The organism is Streptomyces sp. NPDC006923 (genome assembly GCF_040635655.1).
Classification (GTDB): Bacteria; Actinomycetota; Actinomycetes; order Streptomycetales; family Streptomycetaceae; genus Streptomyces.
This window is the reverse complement of sequence record NZ_JBEYIF010000006.1, coordinates 422,096-444,043: the sequence shown is the minus strand read 5'-3', so window position 1 is coordinate 444,043 and position 21,948 is coordinate 422,096. Positions and strand designations below refer to the sequence as shown.

The window sequence follows — 21,948 nt, the reverse complement described above, 5'->3', positions numbered from 1 at the left end:
CCCGCTCCGGTGGCGGCGCCGCCTCCCGGCCTCCGGTGCCGTGCGCCGCCCGGCCGTGCCCGGCCGCCGGTGGCCCGCCCGCCGGCACTCCCCCACCCCCGACGCCCACAGAAGCGAAGCCCGCCGAGGAGGCAGCCCCGTGACCGCCCGTCCGCCGTCCCACCGCAAGTCCGAACCCGAGCCCACCACCCTCCCGGTCCCGCCGCCCGCTCCGTCCGGGAGGCGGAAGTCTCCGGGCCGCGGCCGGCCGGGCGGCTCCACCGAGGCTCCCCGGCCGCGCGAGGACCCGGCCGGCCGGGACGTGCGCGCCGCACAGCCGCTGGACGGCGGTGACCGGGAGCGGCTGCTCGCCGGTGCGCACCACGATCCGCACGGGCTGCTGGGAGCGCACCCGGTGAACGACGGTGTGGCCTTCAGGACCCTGCGGCCCTACGCGCGGGCCGTGACCGTGCTGGCCGACGGGGTGCGGGCCGAGCTGAACGACGAGGGCGACGGGCTCTTCTCCGGTGTCCTGCCGCTGCGCGAGGTGCCCGCGTACACCCTGCTCGTCCGGTACGGCGACGCCACGGCGGAGAGCGGCGCGAGCCCGGCGGAGACCGATGAGCTGGAGGTGGGCGATCCGTACCGCTTCCTGCCCGCGCTCGGAGATCTCGATCTCCATCTGATCGGCGAGGGCCGGCACGAGGAGCTGTGGAAGGCCCTCGGCGCCCGCCCCATGACGCACCAGGGCGTGGCCGGCACCCGCTTCACCGTCTGGGCGCCCAACGCCCGGGGCGTGCGGATCGCCGGCGACTTCAACTACTGGGACGGCACGAGCCTGCCGATGCGCTCGCTCGGCTCCACCGGTGTGTGGGAGCTGTTCGTCCCCGGGATCGGTGACGGCGCGCTCTACAAGTTCGACATCACCCGCCCCGACGGCTCGCACACACTGCGCGCCGACCCGATGGCGCGGCGCACCGAGGTGCCGCCCGCCACCGCCTCCATCGTGACCGAGTCCCAGCACGAGTGGCACGACGAGGAGTGGCTCGCGCACCGCGCCGACCGGCCCGCGCACGAGGCGCCGTTCTCCGTGTACGAGGTCCATCTGGCGTCCTGGCGGCCCGGCCTGACCTACCGTCAGCTCGCCGTTCAGCTCCCCGCCTACGTCAGGGATCTGGGCTTCACCCATGTCGAGCTGATGCCGGTCGCGGAGCATCCGTTCGGCGGCTCCTGGGGCTACCAGGTGACCGGTTTCTACGCGCCGACGTCCCGGATGGGCACCCCGGACGATTTCCGGTACCTGGTGGACGCGCTGCACCAGGCGGGCATCGGAGTGCTGGTCGACTGGGTGCCCGCGCACTTCCCGAAGGACGAGTGGGCGCTGGCGCGGTTCGACGGCCGCCCGCTGTACGAGCACGCCGATCCGCAGCGCGCCGAGCATCCCGACTGGGGGACGCTGGAATTCGACTACGGCCGCACGGAGGTCCGTAACTTCCTGGTCGCCAACGCCGTGTACTGGTGCGAGGAGTTCCACATCGACGGGCTGCGGGTCGACGCGGTCGCCTCGATGCTCTATCTGGACTACTCCCGCGAGGCGGGCCAGTGGTCTCCGAACGAGCGCGGCGGCCGGGAGAATCTGGACGCCGTCGCCTTCCTCCAGGAGATGAACGCCACGGTCTACCGCCGCTGTCCCGGTGTGGTGACCGTGGCCGAGGAGTCCACCGCCTGGAACGGCGTCACCCGCGCCACGCATCTGGTGGGCCCGGACGGCTTCGGCGGTCTCGGCTTCGGGCTGAAGTGGAACATGGGCTGGATGCACGACTCGCTGGACTATGTCGCCAAGGAGCCCGTCCACCGCAAGTACCACCACGGTGAGATGACCTTCTCCATGGTGTACGCGTACAGCGAGAACTACGTCCTGCCGATCTCCCACGACGAGGTGGTCCACGGCAAGCGGGCGCTGGTCTCCAAGATGCCCGGCGACTGGTGGCAGCAGCGGGCCAACGACCGCGCCTACCTGGGCTTCATGTGGGCCCATCCCGGTAAGCAACTGCTGTTCATGGGGCAGGAGTTCGCCCAGGGCGCGGAGTGGTCGGAGAGCCACGGCCCGGACTGGTGGCTGCTCGACCCGTCCTACGCGGCGGCGGCCGACCACGAGGGGGTCCGCGATCTGGTGCGCGATCTCAACACGGTGTACGGCAGGACGCCCGCGCTCTGGGAGCGGGACACCGTGCCCGAGGGGTTCTCCTGGGTGGACGGCGGCGCCGCCGAGGACAATGTCTTCGCCTTCCTGCGCTTCGACGCGGCCGGCGCGCCGCTGCTGGCGGTCTCGCACTTCTCGCCGGTGGTCCGGCACGACTACCGCATCGGTGTGCCCGAGGAGTTCTCGGCCTGGACCGAGGTCCTCAATACGGACGCGGCGCGCTACGGCGGCGGTGATGTGCTCAACCCGGAGCCGGTGAAACCCGAATCGGTGGGCGCGCATGGCCGGCCCGCGAGCATCCAGCTCACCCTGCCGCCGCTGGCGACGATCTGGCTGCGGCCCGTCTGACGTACCCTCATATATGGCTCTGGCCACGCCACATCCGCTCCGGCGTGGCCATGGCACCGTCCCGGGGGGCCGCCCGGGGGCGGACGGTGGAGGATCACCGTCCGCCCCCGGCCCGGTGGCCGCCCGCACCACCGGCTCACCGCCAGGCCGGCGGCTGCCGGTGGTAGTTCGGCCGTACGGCGGCGTTGGTGTACGTCCGGTGGAACACCGGTGTGGTGGAGGCGGACAGCGGCGGCACGATCCAGTCGCGGTCGGTGGGTGTGGCCCTGCCGCGGCGCTTCTCGCGCTCCTCGTGTGTGACGAACTGCCGGGTCACGGTGTGGTGGTCGACAATGTGCACACCGGCACGGTGGAACGAGTGCAGCACCGCCCGGTTGATCTCGATCAGCGCCACGTCCTTCCACAGGGTGTCGTCGCGGCCGGTGTCCAGGCCCATCCCGGCGGCCACCCGCGGCAGCATGTCGTACCGGTCGGTGTCGGCGAGGTTGCGCGCGCCGATCTCGTATCCGACGTACCAGCCGTTGAAGGGGCAGGCCGGATACTCCACACCGCCGATCTCCAGCAGCATGTCCGAGATGGCCGGGACGGCGTGCCAGCGCAGCCCCAGCTCCGCGAACCACGGCAGGTCCGGATGGACGAGCTCCACCTCCAGGACCGCGTCCCCGGGCAGCGGGAACCACCGCGGCTCCTCGCCGGGCATCTGCACGATCAGCGGCAGTACGTCGAAGGGCCCGCCGGTGCCGCGCCAGCCCAGCGACCCTGCCACAGCGGTGAGTTCGACATGCAGCGGGTCGCCCACCACACCGCCGCCGGGCCGCGCGTATCCGGCGTAGCGCACAAGCTGTGGATTCCAGATCCGGGGCCCGGAGCCGTCGGGTGACCGCTGGCCGAACACGGTGACGACGGGCTGGAGCCGGCCGCCGTTGGTGGCCAGCCGGAGATGGTCCACACAGGCGGCGAAGACCTCTTCGGCACTGGCCGCGTCGCGGCGGTCCACCACACGCAGCGCCTTCCAGTGCAGCCGGCCGACGCAGCGCGCGTGGTTGCGCCAGGCGACCCGGCAGCCGTGGGCCAGCTCGGCCGTCGTCTGGCGGTAGCCACCCGTCGCGCGGATCTCCGCCAGCGCGGCGGCGAGCCGCTGCTCGCGGTCGCCGTCCACGGGTGTCTCGTCGTCCAGCAGGAAGCGCCGGGCCTCGGCGGACAGCTCGGTGACACCGGCCACGCCGTCCGTCCGCCGCGCCTGGACGGGGCACCGGGGGCGCGCCGTGTCCGCCGCTCCCGGCATCGCGGTCTCAGCCACCAAGGTGGATACGGAAGCGGACCTGCTTCCCGTCCAGGACGATCTCCGCCTCTCCCTGCGCTCCGGCGTAGGACCCGGTGCCGCCGACGACGACGGACGCGCCCTTGTACGGCCCCCGGCCGAATCGGTCGATCATGGCGCTGAGCGCGATAAAGCCCTTGGAGGTGCGCAGTACCCGCTGGCACTGGGTGGTCGAGCCGTTGCTGGTGACCCGCACCGTGCCGCACCGGGCGCTGCCGTCCCCGATGACCTTCCCCGGACGGCCGCGGCTGTCCTCGCGCAGTTCCAGGAAGGTGGTCCAACTGGCGCCCGCCCTGGCGCTCCTGGGCTCGGTGTCGACCTTCTTCACACCGATCCAGTTGAGCGTGGTCGCGGCCTTCGCGGAGGCCCGCTCGGGCGCGGGCGCGGCACCCGCGTAGGTGACGACGGCGGCGGTCATCGCGGTGGTGGCGGCCAGCGCCAGGACAACGCGGGACGGACGCGCGGAGAAGGACGTACGGGACACCTGACCTCCAGAGGAGAGGGAACGCCGCCCGGAGGGGAGGCTCCCGCCGGGCGTCACCCGGAACGGGTGCGACGTCACTTCAGCCCGCCGGGGCGAGCGGGACAAACCGTCTGGCGGGATGTTCACCCGAACAGCGCCGTCCTTCACCCGGTCGAGGGGCCCCGGCCGGCCCGCCGGGGCCCCGCTGTCCCGCGCGCGGCCCCGCAGGACCGCTCCGACGGGGCCGCCTACGCCTCCGCGACCGCCCACTCCTCCGGCGCGGTCCGCACCGACGCGAGCCGGGACGGCACCTCGCGGTCGCGTACGATCCCGAGCCGCTGGGTCGCCCTGGTCAGCGCCACATAGAGGTCGTTGATCCCGCGCGGCGAGCCGTCCATGATCCCCTCCGGGTCGACGACCAGCACCGTGTCGAACTCCAGCCCCTTCGCCTGCCGGGCGTCCAGCAGGACCACGGGCCGGGTCAGATCGGGCACGGCGCCCCAGGACGCGCCGGGCAGCGCGACCGCGAGTCCGGGCAGCAGCGCGGCCGGGGCGATCACCGCCAGCCGTCCCCCGCCCGGGTGCTCCGCCGCCAGCGCGGCCGCCGTACCGGCGAGCGCGGTCCGGTCGACGGCGCGCACCACCGGGCCGTTCCCGGTCGAGCGGACGGACTTCGGCGGCTCGAACAGCGGGTCCGTCATCCGCCGCACCTCGGCGGCGACCTCCATGATCTCGGCGGGGGTGCGGTAGTTGACGCCGAGCTTCGCCAGCTCCCAGCGCTCACCCGCGTACGGGCCCAGGATCTGCTGCCAGGAGTCGCAGCCCGCCGCGTCGCCGGTCTGGGCCGGGTCGCCGACGAGCGTCATGGAGCGGCTCGGGCAGCGGCGCATCAGCAGCCGCCAGGCCATGGCGGAGAGTTCCTGCGCCTCGTCCACGACGATATGGCCGAAGGCCCACGTCCGGTCGGCGGCGGCCCGTTCGGCGGCGCTGCGGGTGTCGGTCTCCTCGTGCCGGTCGGCGAACCGCTCGGCGTCGATGATGTCGTGCGCGGCGAGCACCTCCGACTCCTGCTCGTCCTCGAACTCCTGGGTACGGGAGCCGTAGGACAGCTCCAGCACGCCCTGCGCGTAGGCGATCCGCTCCTGGCGTTCCAGCGCGGCGGCGGTGCGGGCCGCGGTGTCGTCCTCACCGAGCAGTTCCGCGGCCTCGTCGAGCAGCGGCACATCGGCGGGCGTCCACTCGTCCGGCGCGTCGGTGCCGGTGCGCGGGCCAGGCCGGTGCACGGCGGCGGCGGCGCGCGGGCCGAGACGGCGGGGGTCCGCCAGGAAGTCGGCGACGAGCCGCTGCGGGGTGAGCGCCGGCCAGAGCGCCTCGATCGCCGCCTGCACCTCGGGGCTGGTCGCGATCTCCTTGCCGAGCTGGGCGATGTCGGCGGGGTCGAGCAGGTTCCCGCCGTCGAGCGGGTCCTCACCGATCCGCGCGGCGAGCTGTTCGGTGAGCGCGTCGATGATCCGGAAGGCGAAGTGCGGACGCGCCAGGTTGTGCGGCAGGCCGGTCTCGCGGGCGAGCCGTCTGGCCTCGGCCGCGGTCTCCCGGTCGAGCAGGAGTGTGCCGTGGTCCTCGTGCTCGATCTCCAGCACCGGGTCGGGCAGCGTCTGCCGGTCGCTCAGCTCCTCGGCGAGCACCCGCGCCATCGCCGCCCGGCCCTTGACCTCGGCGGCGCGTGGTGTGTCCGTGCCGGTGGCCCGGACGCCGGGGAACAGCTCGCCGACCGTCGCCAGCAGCACACCGGTCTCACCGAGCGACGGCAGCACCTCGCCGATATAGCCGAGGAAGGCCGGGTTGGGGCCGACGATCAGCACGGCGCGGCGGGCCAGTTGCTCCCGGTGGGCGTAGAGCAGATACGCGGCGCGGTGCAGCGCCACGGCGGTCTTGCCCGTGCCGGGACCGCCCTCGACGACCAGCACGCCCCGGTGCGGCGCGCGGATGATGCGGTCCTGCTCGGCCTGGATGGTCTGCACGATGTCGCTCATCCGCCCGGTGCGCGCGGAGTTCAGCGCGGAGAGCAGCACGGCGTCGCCGTCCGGGTCCTCGTAACCAGTGCGGGTCGTGTCGGTGAGATCCATGATCTCGTCGTGGAGCGCGGTCACCCGGCGCTCCTGGGTCGTGATGTGCCGGCGCCGCCGCAGTCCCATCGGGGAGAAGCCGGTGGCGAGATAGAACGGCCGTGCCACCGGGGCCCGCCAGTCGATCAGCAGCGGAGTGCGTTCCTCGTCGTCCCGCCGCATTCCGATACGCCCGATGTGATGGGTCGTGCCGGCCGTCGCGCCTTCGCCGAGATCGATCCGGCCGAAACACAGACCGGATTCCACGGCATTCAGCGAGGACACCCGGCCGGACTGTTCAGCGACACTGATATCGCGCTCGACGCGGGCCTGTCGCACGCTGTTGACCTGGCCGATCGACGTCTGTACGGCGGCCTCGGCCTGCTCCCTGAGCGCATCCAGCCGCTCATAGAGAAGGGAGACGAATTGCTGCTCGTTCTGCAATTCCTCGGTTGACAATTCAGCCCCTGTCCGATACGCTGTTTCCAGTGACCTGGCCCATGCCCATATTTATCCAGGGACACGGAAACCACCAATATACGCAGAGAAACACCCCGGCCGTCAATTCGGAGCCGGGGCATTTTTTTGTCTCCTGGTGATGACGCGCGACCGGCTCCCGGGTCCGCGAGCCGGGGCTCCTCCGGAGCGTTCCCCACCGGCACGGACATCGAAGGCCCCTGCCCCGCCCCGCTCGCAGCGGCGCCCTCTTCGGGCTCTCACCAGCGGATTCAAGATCTTCTCAAGGATTCTCCACGGTCGCCCCGGCAGGGTGACGCCCCAACAGCCGGCGAACCGAGGAGAGCACATCATGATCAGACGCAAGCTCGGCATGGTGGCCGCTTCCGGAGCGGCTCTGGCCGCCGTGACCCTCACACCGACCACCGCCCAGGCCATCGGCGACAACTGGAGTTGCACCACGCTCTACGGCACGAGCGGCGGCCAGGCGTATGTGTGCGGGGACTACTGGAAGGACGGCAGTCTCTACGACGGCGAGTACGAGATCGTCACCTCCACCGCCTATGTGCAGGTCCAGATAAACGGCGGCGCGTGGAAGACCCTCGGCGGCAAGGGAACCTTTGGCGCCGGCGGATTCGACAACGCCCGGACCGCCTATCTCCGCGCCTGCACGGGCGACGGCACGGGGTGCGGCGGCAAGTGGTGAATGCCGGCTGAGCCGCGCACACCGCCAGGGAAATACGCGCAGCAGTCCGGCCGGATTCACCGCACCGGAAATCCGACAACCGCTTTCACGGGAGAGACAATGATCCGCACGTTCACCGCACCCCTCCTCGCGGCCGCCGCCGCACTCGGCCTGGCGCTGTCGGCCGCCGTCACCACACCGGCGAGCGCCCTCCCGGCGGTGGCGGACGCCGCCGCGGCCGATGTGTGCCTCTGGTTCCCGGATGGCCCGCGCGGCGCCTCCGTCATGGTCACCAAGGACCAGGCGGCGACTCACTCCGGGCCGGCCGCGGCCTGCGCCGTGGGCGACCACCTCGCCTTCGGCACCTTCGTCAGGATTGAATGCAAGTACACCAACTCGTCCAACAACGTGTGGTATTACACCGACCACGCGTGGATCTACAGCCCGTACCTGACCACGCCCTCCGGCTCCGTCCCGAGCTGTGGTCAGCCCGGTTGAGCGGATGCCACCGGCCGGAATGACCCGCGTCGCGGCATGAGCCGGGCCGGGCGCTGCCCGGCCCGGTGAGTGTCCCGAGTCCGAGGCGGTCCCGGAATTCCCGGCGGGCGCACCCCGGCGTGGCCATGGCGGGATCGCGCGCACCGCGGTCCGGCACGAGCGCGCCGCGCCCCCGCCGGGACACCGGGCCGTCGCCGGACGGCGGACGCCGGACGCCGACCGCTGTCAGTGAACGCCCACGGCCGCCGGATGTCAGCGGACGTCAACGGACGTCAACGGATCCCGCCGGACCTCGGATCACGTCCTCCAGCTCCCGCAGCAGCTTGCGCTTCGGCCGGGCGCCGACCATCGACTTCACCGGCTCTCCTCCCTGGAACACGATGAGCGTGGGCATCGCCAGTACGCCGTACCGGCCGGTGATCTCCGGATTGGTGTCCACGTCGATCTGTACGACCTTGAGCCGGCCGGCCTCCTCCTCCGCCACGGCGGCGAGCACTGGCGCGAGCCGGCGGCACGGCGGGCACCAGTCGGCGGTGAACTCCACCAGCACCGGCAGTCCCGCCTTCAGCACCTCACCGTCGAAGTCCGCGTCCGTCACCGCGTCGACGCCCTCGATACCGATCATTTTCCGTCTCTTTCATCAGTCATCAGTCATCAGTGGCGTAAGTGGCGTAAGCGTCATCAGTCGCGTAAGCGTCCTGGCTGAGCGTCTGTGTCAGCTCGCACCGTGGCTCGGCGGCTCCGGCCGCGAGTCCGGCCCGTGCCTCCTCGGCCTGCGCGAGCTGCGCCCCGACCTGGGCCCGGACCGACTGGAGCCGGCCGATCAGGCCGTCCAGCTCGGTGAGCTTGTTCCGGTAGACGGCAAGCGAGGCCGGGCAGGAGTCCCCGGCCGGATGCCCGGCGCGCAGGCACTCGACGAACGGCCGGGTCTCCTCCAGATCGAACCCGAAGTCCTGGAGGGTCCTGATCTGCCGGAGCAGCCGCAGATCGTCGTCGTCGTACGTGCGGTAGCCGTTCACCGCGCGCCGGGCGGGCAGCAGCCCGCGTGACTCGTAGTACCGCAGAGCGCGGGTGGTCGTCCCGGCCCGCTCCGCCAGTTCGCCGATTCGCATGCCGACGACGGTAGGGCTTGACGCCCACGTCAAGGCAAGGCGCCCGCACCTGCCCCCGCCCGCCCGGACCCGTGCTCGTAATGGCGAGTACGCGTGCGCCCCGAGGCGAATTCCGGTGCTCTCCCCGGCCTACCGTCGAAAGCAGGGAGGAATGAGCTACCGGACAAGGAGCGGACCATGTCGGAACGCAAGCGAGTGGAACATGAATATGTCGTGGTGGGGGCCGGTTCCTCGGGCAGTGTGATCGCCCGGAGGCTGCTCGACCGCGGCCACAGTGTCCATATTCTCGAAGCCGGGCCGGAGGACACCAGCGAATCGGTGCACAGGCCCTCCTCCTGGCCCCGGCTGTTCGACAGCGAACTCGACTGGGCGGTGCGGACGGTCCCGCAGGAATACGCGAAGGGCCGTTCCCTGCGCATGCCCCGGGGCAAGGTCCTGGGCGGCTGTGGCTCGCTGAACGGCATGATCTATATGCGCGGGGTCCCGAGTGACTACGACGACTGGAGTTACGGCGGCGCGACCGGCTGGGACGGGGAAAGTGTCTTTCCGTATTTCCTGAAGTCCGAGGACCACGAGGACGGCGCGAGCCAGTGGCACGGAGCGGGAGGTCTTCAGCCGGTCTGCCGGATCCGGGACCCTCATCCCACCTCGGCGGCGTTTGTCGACGCGGCCGTCTCCAGTGGTTTCCCGAAGACCGACGACTTCAATGGTGAGCATCCGCTGGGCGCGGGATTCAACCACCTCACCATGAAGGACGGCAGGCGCATGTCGACCTGGCGGTCCTTCATGACGCCCGTCCTGGGACGTCCCGAGGTCACCGTGACCACGCTCGCGCAGGCACACCGCGTCCTCTTCGACGGCGACCGGGCCGTCGGCGTCGAGTACAGCGTGCGCGGTGAGCTGCGCCGGGCCTACGCCTCCGCCGAGGTGGTGCTCAGCGCCGGTGTCATCGGCTCGCCCAAGCTGCTCCTGCTGTCCGGGATCGGGCCGGCCGGACACCTCGGGGAGGTCGGCGTCGACGTCCGGCACGACATGCCGGGCGTGGGCGAGAATCTGCACGACCACCTCCTTGTCCCGAACATCTACGAGTCGGCGCAGCCGATGCCTCCGGGCCGGTACAACTCGCTGGAGAGCCAGCTCTACTGGAAGAGCGATCCGCGACTGCTCGGCCCCGACCTCCAGCCCATCTTTCTCCACCTGGTGTATCCGGCGGACGGCTATCCGGTGCCGGAGCACGGATACACCATCGCGCCGGGCCTTGTCCGGCCGCTGTCCCGGGGGAATCTGCGGCTGGCCGCCGCGGATCCCGCGCGGGCGCCGCTGGTCGATCCGCATGTGCTGGAGGCAGCGCACGACCTGGAGACACTGGTGGACGCCGTGGAGATCTGCCGGGAGATCGGACAGTCCTCGGCGTTCCGCGAATGGCGCGGGGCGGAGGTCGCTCCCGGCCCCGCGGCCAGGACCCGCGACGATCTGCGCGAGTACGTGCGCAGCACCGCCACCACCTACCACCATCAGGTCGGCACCTGCCGGATGGGCCAGGACGCGATGTCCGTCGTGGATCCGGAGCTGCGGGTCCACGGAGTACGGTCGCTGCGCGTCGCGGACGCCTCGGTCATGCCGGCCATTCCCTCCGGCAACACCCACGCCCCGTCGATGATGATCGGCGAGAAGGCCGCGGATCTCGTCCTGTCGGAAGCCTGAGTCCGAAGGCTGAGTCCATCGGCGAGTCCATCGGCGCGGTCGCGCGGCCGGGCCCCGGAGCCGGTGTCACTCCCCCGGCTGGAGGCCCGCGCCGCGCAGCCGCGCGGTGCGCCTGATCTCGGCCGCGCTCTGGCCGCATTCGGCCCGCAGCGCCCGGCTGAGATGTGTGGCGTCCAGGACGCCCCACTCCGCGGCGATCACCGCGGCGCCGCGGTGGCCCAGTGCGGGATCGCTGAGATCGTGCCTGATCCGTTCCATCCGGCGGCTGCGGATCCAGGCCGACAGCCTGATGCCGCGCGGCTCCAGGATCTTGTAGAGATAGCGCAGGGAGATCCGGTGCTCCGCGGCCACCGATTCCGCGGACAGGTCCGGATCGGAGAGGCGGCGCAGGCAGTAGGCCAGCACCTGGTCGGCGAGTTCCTGACCGGGCGGCGCGACGGACGGCCCGGCGATCGCGGACAGCGCGAGGGAGACCAGGGCGTCGGCGAGGTGCGGACCGTTGCCGCCGGCGAGGCCGTCCAGGTCGTCGGCCGCCTCCCGGAGCAGCGTCACCGCGAGCCGGTGCGCGCCCGAGCCCACGGGTATGGCGCAGGCGGTCCGGGCCGCCACCTGGTCGATGTACGGTCCGAACTGGGTGCGCGGGATGCCGAGGACGACCAGATCGGCCGGTTCGGTGAAGCGCAGCGCGTACGGCCGGGTGGTCTCGTAGACGACCAGTTCGTCCGGACCCAGCAGGCATCGCCGGCTGTCCTGCTCGAAACCCACCTGGCCATGGCCGCGCAGCGTCACCTTGACGAGCTCCTGGTCGCCGGAGCCGATGAGCGTCGGCAACCGCCGCACGTCGCAGGGCGTGACACAGACCTGGGTCACGACGACATCGCCTGCGGTCGCGTGCCGCAGGGTGCCACGGAAATCCCGGTCTTCGCCGTCCGGGACAACGCTGAGGGGGGCGAACACCTGGGATCCCAGGTGTTCCACTCGCTCGGCCTGCTCGCGGCCGGCTGCCGCGGCCTTCATGGGATGTCCTCCCTTCGCCCGACCGCCCGGTGTGATCATGAGAAAACGACACACCGGACAACACGCTTAAAGCATATGTGATCTCCACTCTTATGAGGATCTTTAATTATGAGGATCTTTAATGCAATTTAACTATGTGATGAGCATGTTTTGGTGAGACCAACATTTTTGAGACGACCGTTTTGTGGGACGACCATTTTGTGGGACGACCGTTTTGTTGAGATCGCTGTTTCCGAGACCACGGCGCGGTCGCGAAACGGCGGTGGGGGGACCGCCAATCCCTGGACAAGTGAGTCCTTCATCCGGATCGGCGCGCGGACCACTGTGGGTCATGGCGGTGATGGTTCGCAGAAGTCCGCGTGATTGGCACGCGACGGCCATCCCCGTCCGCTTGGGGAGTCATTCCATGACCGCGCAGAGCAGGATCGCCATCATCACGGGGGCCAACCGGGGGCTGGGCCGCAGCACCGCGCTGAAGCTGGCCCAGGACGGCGTCGACCTCGTCATCACGTACCGCTCACACGCCGAGGAGGCCGAGGCCGTCGTCGAGGCCGCCGTCTCGCTGGGCCGGACCGCCTTCGCCGTCCAGCTCGACACCGGCCGGGTCGACACCTTCGACACCTTCGCCGACGACGTACGCCGACTGCTCAAGGACGGCTGGGGCCGGGAAACGTTCGACTTCCTGGTCAACAACGCCGGTGGCTATGTCGCGGCGCCCATCGCCGAGATGACGGTGGAGGGCTTCGACGAGCTGATGAATGTCCACCTCCGTGGCGTGTACTTCCTGACCCAGCGGCTGCTGCCGCTGCTCGCGGACGGCGGCCGGATCGTCAATGTGTCCACCGGCCTGACCCGCTTCACCTCGGAGGGCTCCTCCGCCTACGCGGCGATGAAGGGCGGCATCGAGGTCTTCACCCGCTATCTGGCCAAGGAACTGGGCCCGCGCGGCATCACCGCCAACACAATCGCTCCCGGACCTGCCGCCACCGACTTCGGCGGCGGCGCTGTCCGTGACAACGAGCAGTTCCGTGCCGTGCTGAACAGCCAGACCGCCCTCGGCCGGGTCGGCGAGCCCGAGGACATCGGCGGTGTCGTCTCGGCCCTGCTCTCCGAGCACACCGGATGGATCAACGCCCAGCGCGTCGAGGCCTCCGGCGGCACCCTGCTCTAGGTCCTTCCCGCCGGGCCCCGCCACGCGACCGGCGCGCCCCGTTTCCGCGATCCGTCACCACCGCTCTCTTCCGAGGAGTAGTCATGGCCCGCACCACCCTCGACACCACCGTCCCCGATCTGACGGGCAAGCTGGCGGTCGTGACCGGCGCGAGCGACGGCGTCGGTCTCGGCCTCGCCGCCAGGCTCGCGCTGGCCGGCGCGGAGGTCGTCCTGCCCGTACGCAACCCGGCCAAGGGCGAGGCGGCGCTGGAACGTATCCGGATCGAGGCGCCCTGGGCGAAGGTCTCCACGCGGGAACTCGACCTCTCCTCGCTCGATTCGGTCGCCGCCCTCGGCCGCACCCTGAACGACGAGGGCTGCCCCGTCGACATCCTCGTCAACAACGCCGGTGTGATGACACCGGCCACGCGTCACACCGCCGAAGGCGGCGCTCTGGAACTGCAATTCGCCACCAACCATCTCGGCCACTTCGCACTCGTCGCGCACCTTCTGCCGCTGCTGCGCGCCGCCGGCGGCCGGGTCACGTCCCAGGCGAGCATCGGCGCGCGGCAGGGCCGCCTCGCCTGGGACGACCTGCAGAGCGAGCAGAAGTACGAGCCGCTGAAGGCGTACAACCAGTCGAAGCTGGCGCTGATGCTGTTCGCTCTCGAACTGCACCGGCGCTCCCTGGCCGGCGGCTGGGGCATCACCAGCAATGTCGCGCATCCGGGGCTGACCTCCACAAACCTTCAGTCCTCGGGCCGGAACATGGGCCGCGAGAAGGAGACCACCTGGATGGACACCGTCTTCAGACGGCTCTCCCGTACGGGGCTCCTCGTGCAGTCCGTGGACCGTGGACTCCTGCCCGCCCTGTACGCGGCGACCAGCCCGCAGGCGAAAGGCGGCGCCTTCTACGGTCCGGCCGGGCCCGGACATCTGACCGGCCCTCCCACCGAGCAGGCGCTCTACCGGTCCGCCGCCGGCGAGGAGGACGCACGGCGGATCTGGGAGGTCTCCGAGGCCCTCGCCAAGGTCGAGTATCCGGGCGTCTGACCCCGCCCACCCCGGTCCCGCCCCGCCCGCCGGGGCGACAAACCGGCGATCTCGTGATTCAGCCGCACGGCGAGGGAGACTCAGCACATGGACCGAGCACAACTGGCGGACTTCCTCAGGACCCGCCGTGAAGCCCTCCAGCCCGAGGACGTGGGCCTGCCCCGAGGGCAGCGCCGACGCACGCGCGGCCTGCGCCGCGAAGAGGTCGCCACGCTGTCCGGCATGTCCACCGACTACTACAGCCGCCTCGAACAGCAACGCGGCCCGCAGCCCTCCGAGCCGATGCTCGCCGCCATCGCACGGGGTCTGCATCTGTCGCTGGAGGAACGCGACCATCTCTTCCGGATGGCCGGACACAACACACCGGGCCGGGCTCAGCGCTCCGACCACGTCAACCCGGGCATCATGCGGATCCTGGACCGCCTCGACGACACTCCCGCGCAGGTCATCACCCTTCTCGCGGAAACACTGGTCCAGACGAGGCTCGCGGTCGCGCTCGTCGGCAACGAGACCGACTTCACCGGTCTGTCCCGCAGTCTGGTGTACCGCTGGTTCACCGACCCGCGCGCCCGCCGTATCTATCCCGAGGCCGATCATCCGACGCACAGCCGGATCTTCACCTCCCAACTGCGTGCCACCTACTCGCGCCAGGGCGCCGATTCCCGCGCGGGCCGGATCGTCGACGCGCTCCTGGAGCAGAGCGAGGAGTTCCGGCAGCTCTGGAGCGCCCATGAGGTCGGGCTCGAACGCCAGGGAACCAAGCGCATCCACCATCCGGACCTGGGCGTTCTCGAACTGCACTGCCAGGTCCTCTACGACGACGACCAGGCACAGGCGCTCCTCGTCTACACCGCCACCCCCGGCACCGAGAGCCACGAGAAGCTCCAGCTCCTGTCCGTCACGGGAGACCGGCAGCCACACGTCTGAGATCTCACACCAGTGGGCTGCTCCCGGCAGGGAACAGCCCACAGGCAGGTACGGGGACGGCCTCGGTCTACGAGCGAGCCCCGTCGAGCTTTCCGCAGGTGAGAGCGTCGAGGAAGGCCGTCCAGACGCCGCCCGGGAGGACAAAGGCGGGACCGTCCGGGACTTTGGAGTCACGTACGGCCATCACACCGCCGGAGAGGCGGGCGCCTTCGACGCACTCGCCGCCTTGGGCGTTGCTGTAGCTGGACTTGAACCAGTCGGCGTCGGTCATACCCCGAACTCACCGCCGTTGAGAGCGGCGACAAAGGTCGTCCACGCGCCACCGGCAAGAACGAAGGCAGGACCCTGCGGGTCCTTGGAGTCACGTACGGCCATCGCGCCACCCGCGAGACGGGCGCCCTCAAGGCAGTTGCCACCGTGGTCGTTGCTGTAGCTGGACTTGAACCAGTCGGCTCCGGCCAGGGCGTCGGTGATCATCATCGAATCAGTGCTCCTTCATTGCTTTCCTGATCATGCTCAGGGACTCTTCTGGACCCGGAGCAAGGGCTTGAAGATCGGCAAATGCGTCCTCGTAAAGCTCCACATCCGCCTCACGCCGCGTCACCCAGTGGTCGGCCATATTTTCCAGGTAGACGATGGGCCTGAGTGCGGCCGGATCGCGGAACTGGAAAGTCGAGAAGGACCCGTTCATCCCCCGATGGGCACCGGCCTTGAAGGGGATCACCTGGATCCGGACGTTGGGCGCCGCAGCGGCCTCAACAATGTGGGCGAGCTGTGCCCGCATCACCGCCGGACCTCCCACCTGCCGAAGAAGGACGGCCTCACTGAGGATCGCCACGAATTTCAGTGGAGGATCACGGCGCAGAACTTCCTGCCGTGTCATCCGCAAGGCGACCATACGGTCGACCTCTTCTTCCGTGAGGCCCTCGTACGCGCGCCGATGAATCGCTCGCACATAATCGGTTGTCTGGAGCAGGCCGGGGACATAGTCGGACTCATAGCTGTGCAGGGATGAGGCTGTCGCCTCCAGACCCAGAAACGCCTTGAAACCAGGGCTGATGACCGGCCGATACACCGCCGACTGCCACCACTCACGCTTCGTCTTGGTGACGACCGCGTAGCCCTTCAGCAACTCGCACATTTCCGGGTCCGCCTCGAAGATCTGGCACAGCGCCATGATGTCGGACGGCTCCACAGCCGAGTTCTCTCCCGTCTCCAGACGGGTCAGCTTAGACGGGCTCCAGAGAAGCTTCCTGACTACCTGACTGGATGTCAGCCCAGCCCTTATCCGGAGTTGCCGCAGTTCACTGCCCAACTGCAAGCGGCACAGAGCGGGTGTTGCCGACTCCATGTCTGTGATCATCTGCTGTCCTCCCGGTGTGCTGCGCATGTCGGCGTTCCTTCCGTCTCCACGCGAGACGTTCTGCGTTCCAGCAGTAGCTACTGAGGTTCCTCGCGAATTCCGCCTGAACCGGCGGCATTTCACGACAGAACTTGTTGGTGGAATTCCACGAGAACCCTTCCAGGGCCTGCCGCGCCGATGCGAGGCTATACCTGCAACTCACGCAGCGCTACCGAATCCGCACTTTAAGTGAGCCTGCACTGCTGGGCGTTGGTCGGTGGGCAGCCCCGGCACTCCCACGCGATCGACGGAAGGACTCGCCATGTCTCCCCTCACACAGAGCGCAACTCCAGCCTCTACGGCTCGTGTTGAGATACGAGACACCCTGCGGCTGAGCCTGTCCTTCCAGCCCCGCCCCCGTCGCGTCGAGCACATGCGCCGCATCACCGGCACGCTCCTCCAGCAGTGCGGTGTGCACGAGGAGGCGGTGGCGACCGTACAGCTTCTGGTCAGCGAGATCGTCACCAACGCCGTGCTGCACGGCCACGGACCCCGTGTCCGGTTCTCACTCTCGTGCGACCGGTCCGGCGATGTGCTGATCGAGGTGGACGACTACGCGCGCGGCCGGGTGGAGGTCCGGCGGCCCGGTCCTGAGGAGGAGAACGGACGCGGCATGTTCCTCGTCGCCTCGCTCGCCCGCGACTGGGGCCGACGCGGGACCTGCACCTGGTGCACCGTCAGTACGGCAGCGGCGGCGAGTGCCTCATGACACCACAGAGAAGCCGCCCCGAGCGCCGTCTCCCCGGTACCCACTGCGACCGGCAGCCGCCGCCCGCGACCGAGACCCGAAAACACTCCCCCTTCGCCACGGACACGGAGACGCTCCGCCGGCTTCTGGCGGCCTTGCACCGCCTGCGCCGCCGGTACCTCGCGGAGCGGCACGCCACTCCTCCGGGCAGCACCGACCAGAAAGGCGACAGCCGGGTGAACCAGGTGAACGCAGCGGGAGAAGAGCCCAGAGCCACCGGCCGGCAGGCCGGAAGTGCAGGCATCGAAGAATCTCCTCAGCAAACCGCCTATGCCATCGATCTCCTGACGATCTCCCACACGGTCGCGGGCGCCCTCGCCCGTCGCCTCGCGCTTCCCGAACGGTCCTGGGTGGACATCACCACAAAGAAGCTCCGCGGCCATCTCGAACTGCTGCTGCGCCAGGATCTCGGTGACCCCGGCACACCGCTGTACCGGGAGATGCGGGAGGACGCCGACCGGCTCCTCGACCAGCACAACCGGCCCACCGCGCACACTCCACCCGGCTATGCCTACGACCACATGCGGGCCCTGGCATCGGTCACCCGTTCGGCCGCCGGTCTCTACCGACTGCGCCGGGCGGTCTGCGAGTTGGAGCCGCGTCCCGAGGAGGCCGGCCAGTGAGCCCTTTCCTGGCGCAGGCCATCTATGTGACGGCGGTGAGCGCGGTGGGCGGCTCGATCGTGCTGGCGGTGTGGCGCGGCTGGTGACCCGCGCCGCCGCTGTCCATTCTCATCCCAGTGGTTCCGGGGCCGCGTCGGCTCTCCCCGCCGCCCGGTGGGGCACGGCAACGGACCCCGCTGACGGATACCGCCCGATCCTCACCACAGGTCCTGACCCACCGCAAAGGGAGTGCCAGACTGGGCACGGTCGCACCGCGTGCCGGATCGGGGGAGCCATGTCACGTGACACATCGCCGGACGAACGTCTCGGCGCCCTGCTCGGTACGCACCCGGTGAACCGTCGGCGGTACGTCAGCACCGGGTCCGCCGCCCTCGCGTGCGTCGTGGGCGGCGGAATCGTCATGGTGCTTCTCGTCTCCCACCCGTTTTTCCTCGACGAGCGGCTCCTGATCCTGGGGGTGCTGCCCACGCTCGTCGGACTGCCCGTCGCCGTGGTGCAGTTGACCCGTGCGGTCCGGAGCAGTCCGGGCGAGACCTACGAGTTGTACGAGAACGGTCTCGGACACCGCGCGTCGGGCGTCGTCCGCCGCTGGACCTGGGACGAGGTCGCCGTCCTGCGCGCCACTGTCGACATGCCGTCCTCCACGCGCCCCGCTGTTCCGCTGGATGGCTACCTCCAGCGGCTGGGATGGCATGTCCGGTGCGCGGTGCGGTTCACCGACGGTGCCCGGGTGAGGGTGGACGGGTGCGTGGCCGATGGCCATGTGGTCGCCAGGACGCTGTTGGCGCGATGTCCCGACGCCGTTCCGCACGGGAAGCCGAGCACATTCCAGCGCATCATGCTCGTGGTATTGCCCGTGGTGATCGCGCTGTCCGCCTTCCTCTCCCTCAGCATCATCCGTTTCATGGATTCCACCGATTCGAGCGACGAGATGCTCGTCGTCCTGGTCCTTTCGGTACTCGCGAGCCTTCTGTCCTTCGTCGCCTCGGCAGTGTGGTGGCCGATCCTGCTGGTCTCGGTCGTCCGCTCGCGTCGTCACGCCGTAGCCGCCGCAGGTGTCCGGCAGCGTCGAGCGGCACTCCAGGCGGTCAGAGAGAGATCACGGCGCGATGCGGCGCCCGGTGGGTCGTCCGGAACCGACGTCGGCGGCGACATCGGCGGCGACACCGGGCCGGACACGACATGACGCCGGTAATGGCTCCCCGACCGGTCCGATCGCTGGCCCGGGTACGCCGTTGACCGACGCGCGGTAGGCGCGGAATGTCGACCCCGCGAGGCGGTTCGGCACGTGCGCGGGTGGTGTCCGCCCGACCTCTCGAAGGGGACAAAACTGGCCTATCGTCGCTTATAGCCCATTGTCGCGCCTGGGAGGCCGAGCCATGCCTACGATCACCACCACCGACTCCACCAGCATCTTCTACAAGGACTGGGGCAGCGGGCAGCCGGTCGTGTTCTGCCACGGCTGGCCACTGAACGCGGACGTCTGGGACGAGCAGCTCCATCTCGTCGCCGACAACGGCTACCGGGGGGTGGCCCACGACCGCCGTGGACACGGCCGCTCCGGCCAGACGTGGGACGGCAACGAGATGAACACCTACGCCGACGACCTCGCGCAGTTGTTCGAAGCGCTGGATCTGCGTGACGCCGTGCTCGTCGGCCACTCGACGGGCGGCGGCGAGGTCGCCCGCTACATCGGCCGCCATGGCACCAGCCGGGTCTCCAAGGCCGTGCTGCTCAGCGCGGTACCCCCGCTGATGCTCAAGACCGACGCCAACCCGGAGGGGCTGCCGATGAAGGCGTTCGACGACATCAGGGCCGGGCTGCGAAGCGACCGCTCGCAGTACTACCAGGACCTCAGCGGGCCCTTCTACGGCGCCAACCGGAAGGGCTCGAACATCTCGCAGGGGCTGCGCGACAGCTTCTGGATGTGGAGCATGCAGGTCGGATACAAGGGGGCGTACGACTGCGTCAAGGCGTTCTCCGAGACGGACTTCACCGAGGATCTCAAGCGCTTCGACGTGCCGACGCTGATCATCCATGGCGACGACGACCAGATCGTGCCCATCGTCGCGGCCGGCCCCAAGTCGGCGGAGCTGGTCAAGGACGCCACGCTCAAGGTGTATCCCGGCGCCCCGCACGGTATGGCGCAGAGCATCGCGTACAAGGACAAGTTCAACGCCGATCTGCTCGCCTTCATCAAGAGCTGACACACCGGCGTTCATCAGCGGCCGACGGCGAGGCCGTCGAGCCGTACGACCCGGGACGCTGTCCCCCACCGGCCGGGCGGCCGAGCGCGCGTCCGCGCCCCGGCCGCCCGGCCGCCGTTGCGCCGACCGCGCCCGCTCACCCTCCTCGCACACCGCCCTGCCGTCACCGCCTTCGGAAAGTCAAGGGGACGTAAAGCATTGACGGGGTCTCCGAGCCGCACTAGAAGACGTACTGAGAGCGCTCTCACCACCCCCCTCGGCACCATCCGCACCGGAGGTGTTTCCTTGAGCACGAGCCGCATCAGACGTACACCGCTGCTCACCGCGATCCTGGCCATGACCGTCGCGCTGGCCGGTTTCGTCGGCGTCACCGGCGCCGGTACCGCACGCGGCGCCGTACCGCCCGCGCCCGGCTGGAATTTACAGTGGAGCGACGACTTCAACGGCGCCGACCGCACACCGCCCTCGGCCACCAACTGGCAGACGGACACCGGACACGGCTACCCCGGCGGACCCGGCAACTGGGGCACCGGCGAGATCCAGAACTACACCGCGAGCCCCGACAATCTGAGCCTGGACGGCAACGGCAATCTCCGTATCACCCCGCTCAGGGACGGCGCGGGCAACTGGACCTCGGCGCGGATCGAGACCCGGCGCGCCGACTTCAAGGCCCCGGCGGGCGGCACGCTGCGCATCGAGGGCCGCATCCAGATGCCGAACGTCACCGGCAACGCCGCGCTCGGCTACTGGCCCGCCTTCTGGGCGCTCGGCTCGCCGTACCGGGGCAACTACTGGAACTGGCCGGGCACCGGCGAGTTCGACATCATGGAGAACGTCAACGGCATCAACTCCGTCTGGGGCGTGCTGCACTGCGGTGTGAATCCGGGCGGCCCCTGCAACGAGACCACCGGTCTCGGCGCCAACCGCGCCTGCCCCGGGTCGAGTTGCCAGTCCGCCTTCCACACCTACCGCTTCGAGTGGGACCGCTCGGTCGCCCCCAACGAGCTGCGGTGGTATGTGGACGACCAGCTCTTCCACAGCCTGCGGCAGGACCGGTTCGACGCCACAACCTGGTCGAACATGACCGACCACGCCGGATACTTCCTGCTGCTCAATGTGGCGATCGGCGGCGCCTTCCCGGACGCCCTGGCGGGCCGGACACCGACCGCCGAGACCGTACCCGGGCGGCCCATGCTGGTGGATTACGTCGCGGTCTGGACCCGTGGCGGCGGCTCGACCCCGCCGCCGACGGACCCGCCCACCGACCCGCCGGCCGGCTCGTCGCAGCTCTACGCGCGGACCGGCGCCGGACTCGGCGACTCCACGGGATCGGCGGCGACGGCCACGATCACCTCGGCCGGCGGCGCCAATCACGACGGGACGCCGAACAGCCCGCAGGTCTTCACGTCGAGCGGGATCACGCGGACGTACAACGGCGGCGCCACGCAGTTCGACCTGTTCGTGGACTCGGGCACGACCGTGGGCAACGGCCAGCAGGTCAGGGTGAGTTACGACCGTACGGGCGACGGGACCTGGGACCGCACGGAGACCTATCTGTACTTCGCGACCGACCCTGTGCCCGGCTATGAGCACTACACACAGGCCAGAGGTCTTCAATCGGCCACCGGATCACACGGGAACCTGGTGAACGGCAAGGTGCGGATCGAGGTGTGGAACGCCATCGGCAATGGCTCCGGCACCCTCGGCATCGGCAATCAGTCGGTGGTGCGCATCCCCTTCGGCTGATCCGCCGGGGTGACCCGCGGCCGGGCCGGTACGGGACTGTCCGTACCGGCCCGGCCGTCCGTACGGCCGTCGCACCGCCACACGGGCGCCACCCCCGCGGAACGGGCCCATTTGCCTTGTTCGAGGCATATCCCCGAAATGGCGGAGGTACCTATCTCTCGCCAGCACCGTCCGCCCCTCACGCAGCCCTGTCCGGGCC

At 70.0% G+C, this 21,948-nt stretch carries 21 protein-coding genes; 12 read left to right on the top strand and 9 right to left on the bottom strand.

Annotated elements, in window-relative coordinates:
• The first annotated feature begins 301 nt into the window (after nucleotides 1–301).
• Nucleotides 302–2,530, top strand: coding sequence for a 1,4-alpha-glucan branching enzyme (glgB, locus tag ABZ707_RS15380; RefSeq protein ID WP_360173894.1), 2,229 nt, complete (start codon nucleotides 302–304; stop codon nucleotides 2,528–2,530).
• A gap of 136 nt (nucleotides 2,531–2,666) precedes the next feature.
• Here glgB and ABZ707_RS15375 read toward each other — a convergent pair whose 3' ends face one another.
• The 3 genes from ABZ707_RS15375 to ABZ707_RS15365 form a co-directional block, all read right to left on the bottom strand.
• Nucleotides 2,667–3,830 (bottom strand): nitric oxide synthase oxygenase, encoded by a 1,164-nt coding sequence (locus tag ABZ707_RS15375; RefSeq protein WP_360173891.1) that lies wholly within the window; start codon nucleotides 3,828–3,830, stop codon nucleotides 2,667–2,669.
• Complete coding sequence (locus ABZ707_RS15370) at nucleotides 3,823–4,335, bottom strand: hypothetical protein (protein WP_360173652.1); 513 nt, start codon at nucleotides 4,333–4,335, stop codon at nucleotides 3,823–3,825. Before ABZ707_RS15370 ends, ABZ707_RS15375 begins: the two co-directional genes overlap by 8 nt.
• 227 nt (nucleotides 4,336–4,562) lie before the next feature.
• Nucleotides 4,563–6,878 (bottom strand): UvrD-helicase domain-containing protein, encoded by a 2,316-nt coding sequence (locus ABZ707_RS15365; protein WP_360173649.1) that lies wholly within the window; start codon nucleotides 6,876–6,878, stop codon nucleotides 4,563–4,565.
• Between the two features lie 349 nt (nucleotides 6,879–7,227).
• On the opposite strand from ABZ707_RS15365, the gene ABZ707_RS15360 reads away from it, so the two are divergent.
• Together ABZ707_RS15360 and ABZ707_RS15355 are read left to right on the top strand one after the other, a co-directional pair.
• Nucleotides 7,228–7,581 carry a hypothetical protein gene (locus ABZ707_RS15360; RefSeq protein WP_360173646.1) on the top strand — a complete coding sequence of 118 codons (354 nt, stop codon included), beginning with the start codon at nucleotides 7,228–7,230 and terminating at the stop codon, nucleotides 7,579–7,581.
• Nucleotides 7,582–7,680: 99 nt separating this feature from the next.
• Nucleotides 7,681–8,058 carry a hypothetical protein gene (locus ABZ707_RS15355; protein ID WP_360173643.1) on the top strand — a complete coding sequence of 126 codons (378 nt, stop codon included), beginning with the start codon at nucleotides 7,681–7,683 and terminating at the stop codon, nucleotides 8,056–8,058.
• 262 nt (nucleotides 8,059–8,320) lie between these two features.
• Here ABZ707_RS15355 and ABZ707_RS15350 read toward each other — a convergent pair whose 3' ends face one another.
• Nucleotides 8,321–8,683 carry a thioredoxin domain-containing protein gene (locus ABZ707_RS15350; protein WP_360173641.1) on the bottom strand — a complete coding sequence of 121 codons (363 nt, stop codon included), beginning with the start codon at nucleotides 8,681–8,683 and terminating at the stop codon, nucleotides 8,321–8,323.
• A 22-nt stretch (nucleotides 8,684–8,705) separates the two neighbouring features.
• A complete protein-coding gene (locus tag ABZ707_RS15345) occupies nucleotides 8,706–9,170 on the bottom strand; it encodes a MerR family transcriptional regulator (protein WP_360173638.1) in 465 nt (154 codons plus the stop codon).
• A 177-nt stretch (nucleotides 9,171–9,347) separates the two neighbouring features.
• Here ABZ707_RS15345 and ABZ707_RS15340 point away from each other — a divergent pair, with 177 nt between their 5' ends.
• Nucleotides 9,348–10,874: a GMC family oxidoreductase N-terminal domain-containing protein gene (locus tag ABZ707_RS15340; protein ID WP_360173635.1), complete on the top strand. Its 1,527-nt coding sequence runs from the start codon at nucleotides 9,348–9,350 to the stop codon at nucleotides 10,872–10,874.
• A 66-nt stretch (nucleotides 10,875–10,940) separates the two neighbouring features.
• Here the strand turns inward: ABZ707_RS15340 and ABZ707_RS15335 are convergent, their stop codons facing one another.
• On the bottom strand, nucleotides 10,941–11,891 hold the full coding sequence (locus ABZ707_RS15335; RefSeq protein WP_360173632.1) for a helix-turn-helix domain-containing protein: 951 nt from the start codon (nucleotides 11,889–11,891) through the stop codon (nucleotides 10,941–10,943).
• Nucleotides 11,892–12,297: 406 nt separating this feature from the next.
• Between ABZ707_RS15335 and ABZ707_RS15330 the strand changes: the two genes are divergently transcribed.
• The 3 genes from ABZ707_RS15330 to ABZ707_RS15320 all read left to right on the top strand — a co-directional run bounded on the left by ABZ707_RS15330 (nucleotide 12,298) and on the right by ABZ707_RS15320 (nucleotide 15,023).
• Nucleotides 12,298–13,062 carry an SDR family oxidoreductase gene (locus ABZ707_RS15330; protein WP_360173629.1) on the top strand — a complete coding sequence of 255 codons (765 nt, stop codon included), beginning with the start codon at nucleotides 12,298–12,300 and terminating at the stop codon, nucleotides 13,060–13,062.
• Nucleotides 13,063–13,145: 83 nt separating this feature from the next.
• On the top strand, nucleotides 13,146–14,096 hold the full coding sequence (locus ABZ707_RS15325; RefSeq protein WP_360173626.1) for an SDR family oxidoreductase: 951 nt from the start codon (nucleotides 13,146–13,148) through the stop codon (nucleotides 14,094–14,096).
• A gap of 87 nt (nucleotides 14,097–14,183) precedes the next feature.
• Nucleotides 14,184–15,023, top strand: a complete 840-nt coding sequence (locus ABZ707_RS15320) for a helix-turn-helix transcriptional regulator (RefSeq protein WP_360173623.1) — start codon at nucleotides 14,184–14,186, stop codon at nucleotides 15,021–15,023.
• 67 nt (nucleotides 15,024–15,090) lie between these two features.
• Here the strand turns inward: ABZ707_RS15320 and ABZ707_RS15315 are convergent, their stop codons facing one another.
• From ABZ707_RS15315 to ABZ707_RS15305, 3 genes are read right to left on the bottom strand one after another with little or no spacing between them, the layout of a single operon-like run.
• Nucleotides 15,091–15,294: a DUF397 domain-containing protein gene (locus ABZ707_RS15315; RefSeq protein ID WP_360173620.1), complete on the bottom strand. Its 204-nt coding sequence runs from the start codon at nucleotides 15,292–15,294 to the stop codon at nucleotides 15,091–15,093.
• Nucleotides 15,291–15,503 carry a DUF397 domain-containing protein gene (locus tag ABZ707_RS15310; RefSeq protein ID WP_360173617.1) on the bottom strand — a complete coding sequence of 71 codons (213 nt, stop codon included), beginning with the start codon at nucleotides 15,501–15,503 and terminating at the stop codon, nucleotides 15,291–15,293. Before ABZ707_RS15310 ends, ABZ707_RS15315 begins: the two co-directional genes overlap by 4 nt.
• A 4-nt stretch (nucleotides 15,504–15,507) precedes the next feature.
• On the bottom strand, nucleotides 15,508–16,386 hold the full coding sequence (locus ABZ707_RS15305; protein ID WP_360173888.1) for a helix-turn-helix transcriptional regulator: 879 nt from the start codon (nucleotides 16,384–16,386) through the stop codon (nucleotides 15,508–15,510).
• 352 nt (nucleotides 16,387–16,738) lie between these two features.
• Between ABZ707_RS15305 and ABZ707_RS15300 the strand changes: the two genes are divergently transcribed.
• The 5 genes from ABZ707_RS15300 (at nucleotide 16,739) to ABZ707_RS15280 (ending at nucleotide 21,749) form a co-directional block, all read left to right on the top strand.
• The gene (locus ABZ707_RS15300; RefSeq protein WP_360173885.1) at nucleotides 16,739–17,134 is read left to right on the top strand and encodes an ATP-binding protein; all 396 of its coding nucleotides are present in this window, start codon (nucleotides 16,739–16,741) and stop codon (nucleotides 17,132–17,134) included.
• Nucleotides 17,131–17,796, top strand: a complete 666-nt coding sequence (locus tag ABZ707_RS15295) for a hypothetical protein (protein ID WP_360173614.1) — start codon at nucleotides 17,131–17,133, stop codon at nucleotides 17,794–17,796. Before ABZ707_RS15300 ends, ABZ707_RS15295 begins: the two co-directional genes overlap by 4 nt.
• Nucleotides 17,797–18,070: 274 nt before the next feature.
• Complete coding sequence (locus tag ABZ707_RS15290) at nucleotides 18,071–18,982, top strand: hypothetical protein (protein ID WP_360173611.1); 912 nt, start codon at nucleotides 18,071–18,073, stop codon at nucleotides 18,980–18,982.
• Between the two features lie 193 nt (nucleotides 18,983–19,175).
• Nucleotides 19,176–20,003: an alpha/beta hydrolase gene (locus ABZ707_RS15285; RefSeq protein ID WP_360173608.1), complete on the top strand. Its 828-nt coding sequence runs from the start codon at nucleotides 19,176–19,178 to the stop codon at nucleotides 20,001–20,003.
• 336 nt (nucleotides 20,004–20,339) lie between these two features.
• Nucleotides 20,340–21,749: a glycoside hydrolase family 16 protein gene (locus ABZ707_RS15280; RefSeq protein WP_360173882.1), complete on the top strand. Its 1,410-nt coding sequence runs from the start codon at nucleotides 20,340–20,342 to the stop codon at nucleotides 21,747–21,749.
• Nucleotides 21,750–21,948: the final 199 nt, after the last annotated feature.

Excerpts from the sequence above, each read along its gene's own strand:
- ABZ707_RS15355 (WP_360173643.1), top strand. The coding sequence starts at position 7,681 with ATGATCCGCACGTTCACCGCACCCCTCCTCGCGGCCGCCGCCGCACTC.
- ABZ707_RS15315 (WP_360173620.1), bottom strand. The coding sequence starts at position 15,294 with ATGACCGACGCCGACTGGTTCAAGTCCAGCTACAGCAACGCCCAAGGC.
- ABZ707_RS15305 (WP_360173888.1), bottom strand. The coding sequence starts at position 16,386 with ATGATCACAGACATGGAGTCGGCAACACCCGCTCTGTGCCGCTTGCAG.
- ABZ707_RS15360 (WP_360173646.1), top strand. The coding sequence starts at position 7,228 with ATGATCAGACGCAAGCTCGGCATGGTGGCCGCTTCCGGAGCGGCTCTG.
- ABZ707_RS15295 (WP_360173614.1), top strand. The coding sequence starts at position 17,131 with ATGACACCACAGAGAAGCCGCCCCGAGCGCCGTCTCCCCGGTACCCAC.
- ABZ707_RS15350 (WP_360173641.1), bottom strand. The coding sequence starts at position 8,683 with ATGATCGGTATCGAGGGCGTCGACGCGGTGACGGACGCGGACTTCGAC.
- ABZ707_RS15330 (WP_360173629.1), top strand. The coding sequence starts at position 12,298 with ATGACCGCGCAGAGCAGGATCGCCATCATCACGGGGGCCAACCGGGGG.
- ABZ707_RS15345 (WP_360173638.1), bottom strand. The coding sequence starts at position 9,170 with ATGCGAATCGGCGAACTGGCGGAGCGGGCCGGGACGACCACCCGCGCT.
- ABZ707_RS15325 (WP_360173626.1), top strand. The coding sequence starts at position 13,146 with ATGGCCCGCACCACCCTCGACACCACCGTCCCCGATCTGACGGGCAAG.
- ABZ707_RS15290 (WP_360173611.1), top strand. The coding sequence starts at position 18,071 with ATGTCACGTGACACATCGCCGGACGAACGTCTCGGCGCCCTGCTCGGT.
- ABZ707_RS15310 (WP_360173617.1), bottom strand. The coding sequence starts at position 15,503 with ATGATGATCACCGACGCCCTGGCCGGAGCCGACTGGTTCAAGTCCAGC.
- ABZ707_RS15335 (WP_360173632.1), bottom strand. The coding sequence starts at position 11,891 with ATGAAGGCCGCGGCAGCCGGCCGCGAGCAGGCCGAGCGAGTGGAACAC.
- ABZ707_RS15285 (WP_360173608.1), top strand. The coding sequence starts at position 19,176 with ATGCCTACGATCACCACCACCGACTCCACCAGCATCTTCTACAAGGAC.
- ABZ707_RS15280 (WP_360173882.1), top strand. The coding sequence starts at position 20,340 with ATGACCGTCGCGCTGGCCGGTTTCGTCGGCGTCACCGGCGCCGGTACC.
- ABZ707_RS15320 (WP_360173623.1), top strand. The coding sequence starts at position 14,184 with ATGGACCGAGCACAACTGGCGGACTTCCTCAGGACCCGCCGTGAAGCC.
- ABZ707_RS15340 (WP_360173635.1), top strand. The coding sequence starts at position 9,348 with ATGTCGGAACGCAAGCGAGTGGAACATGAATATGTCGTGGTGGGGGCC.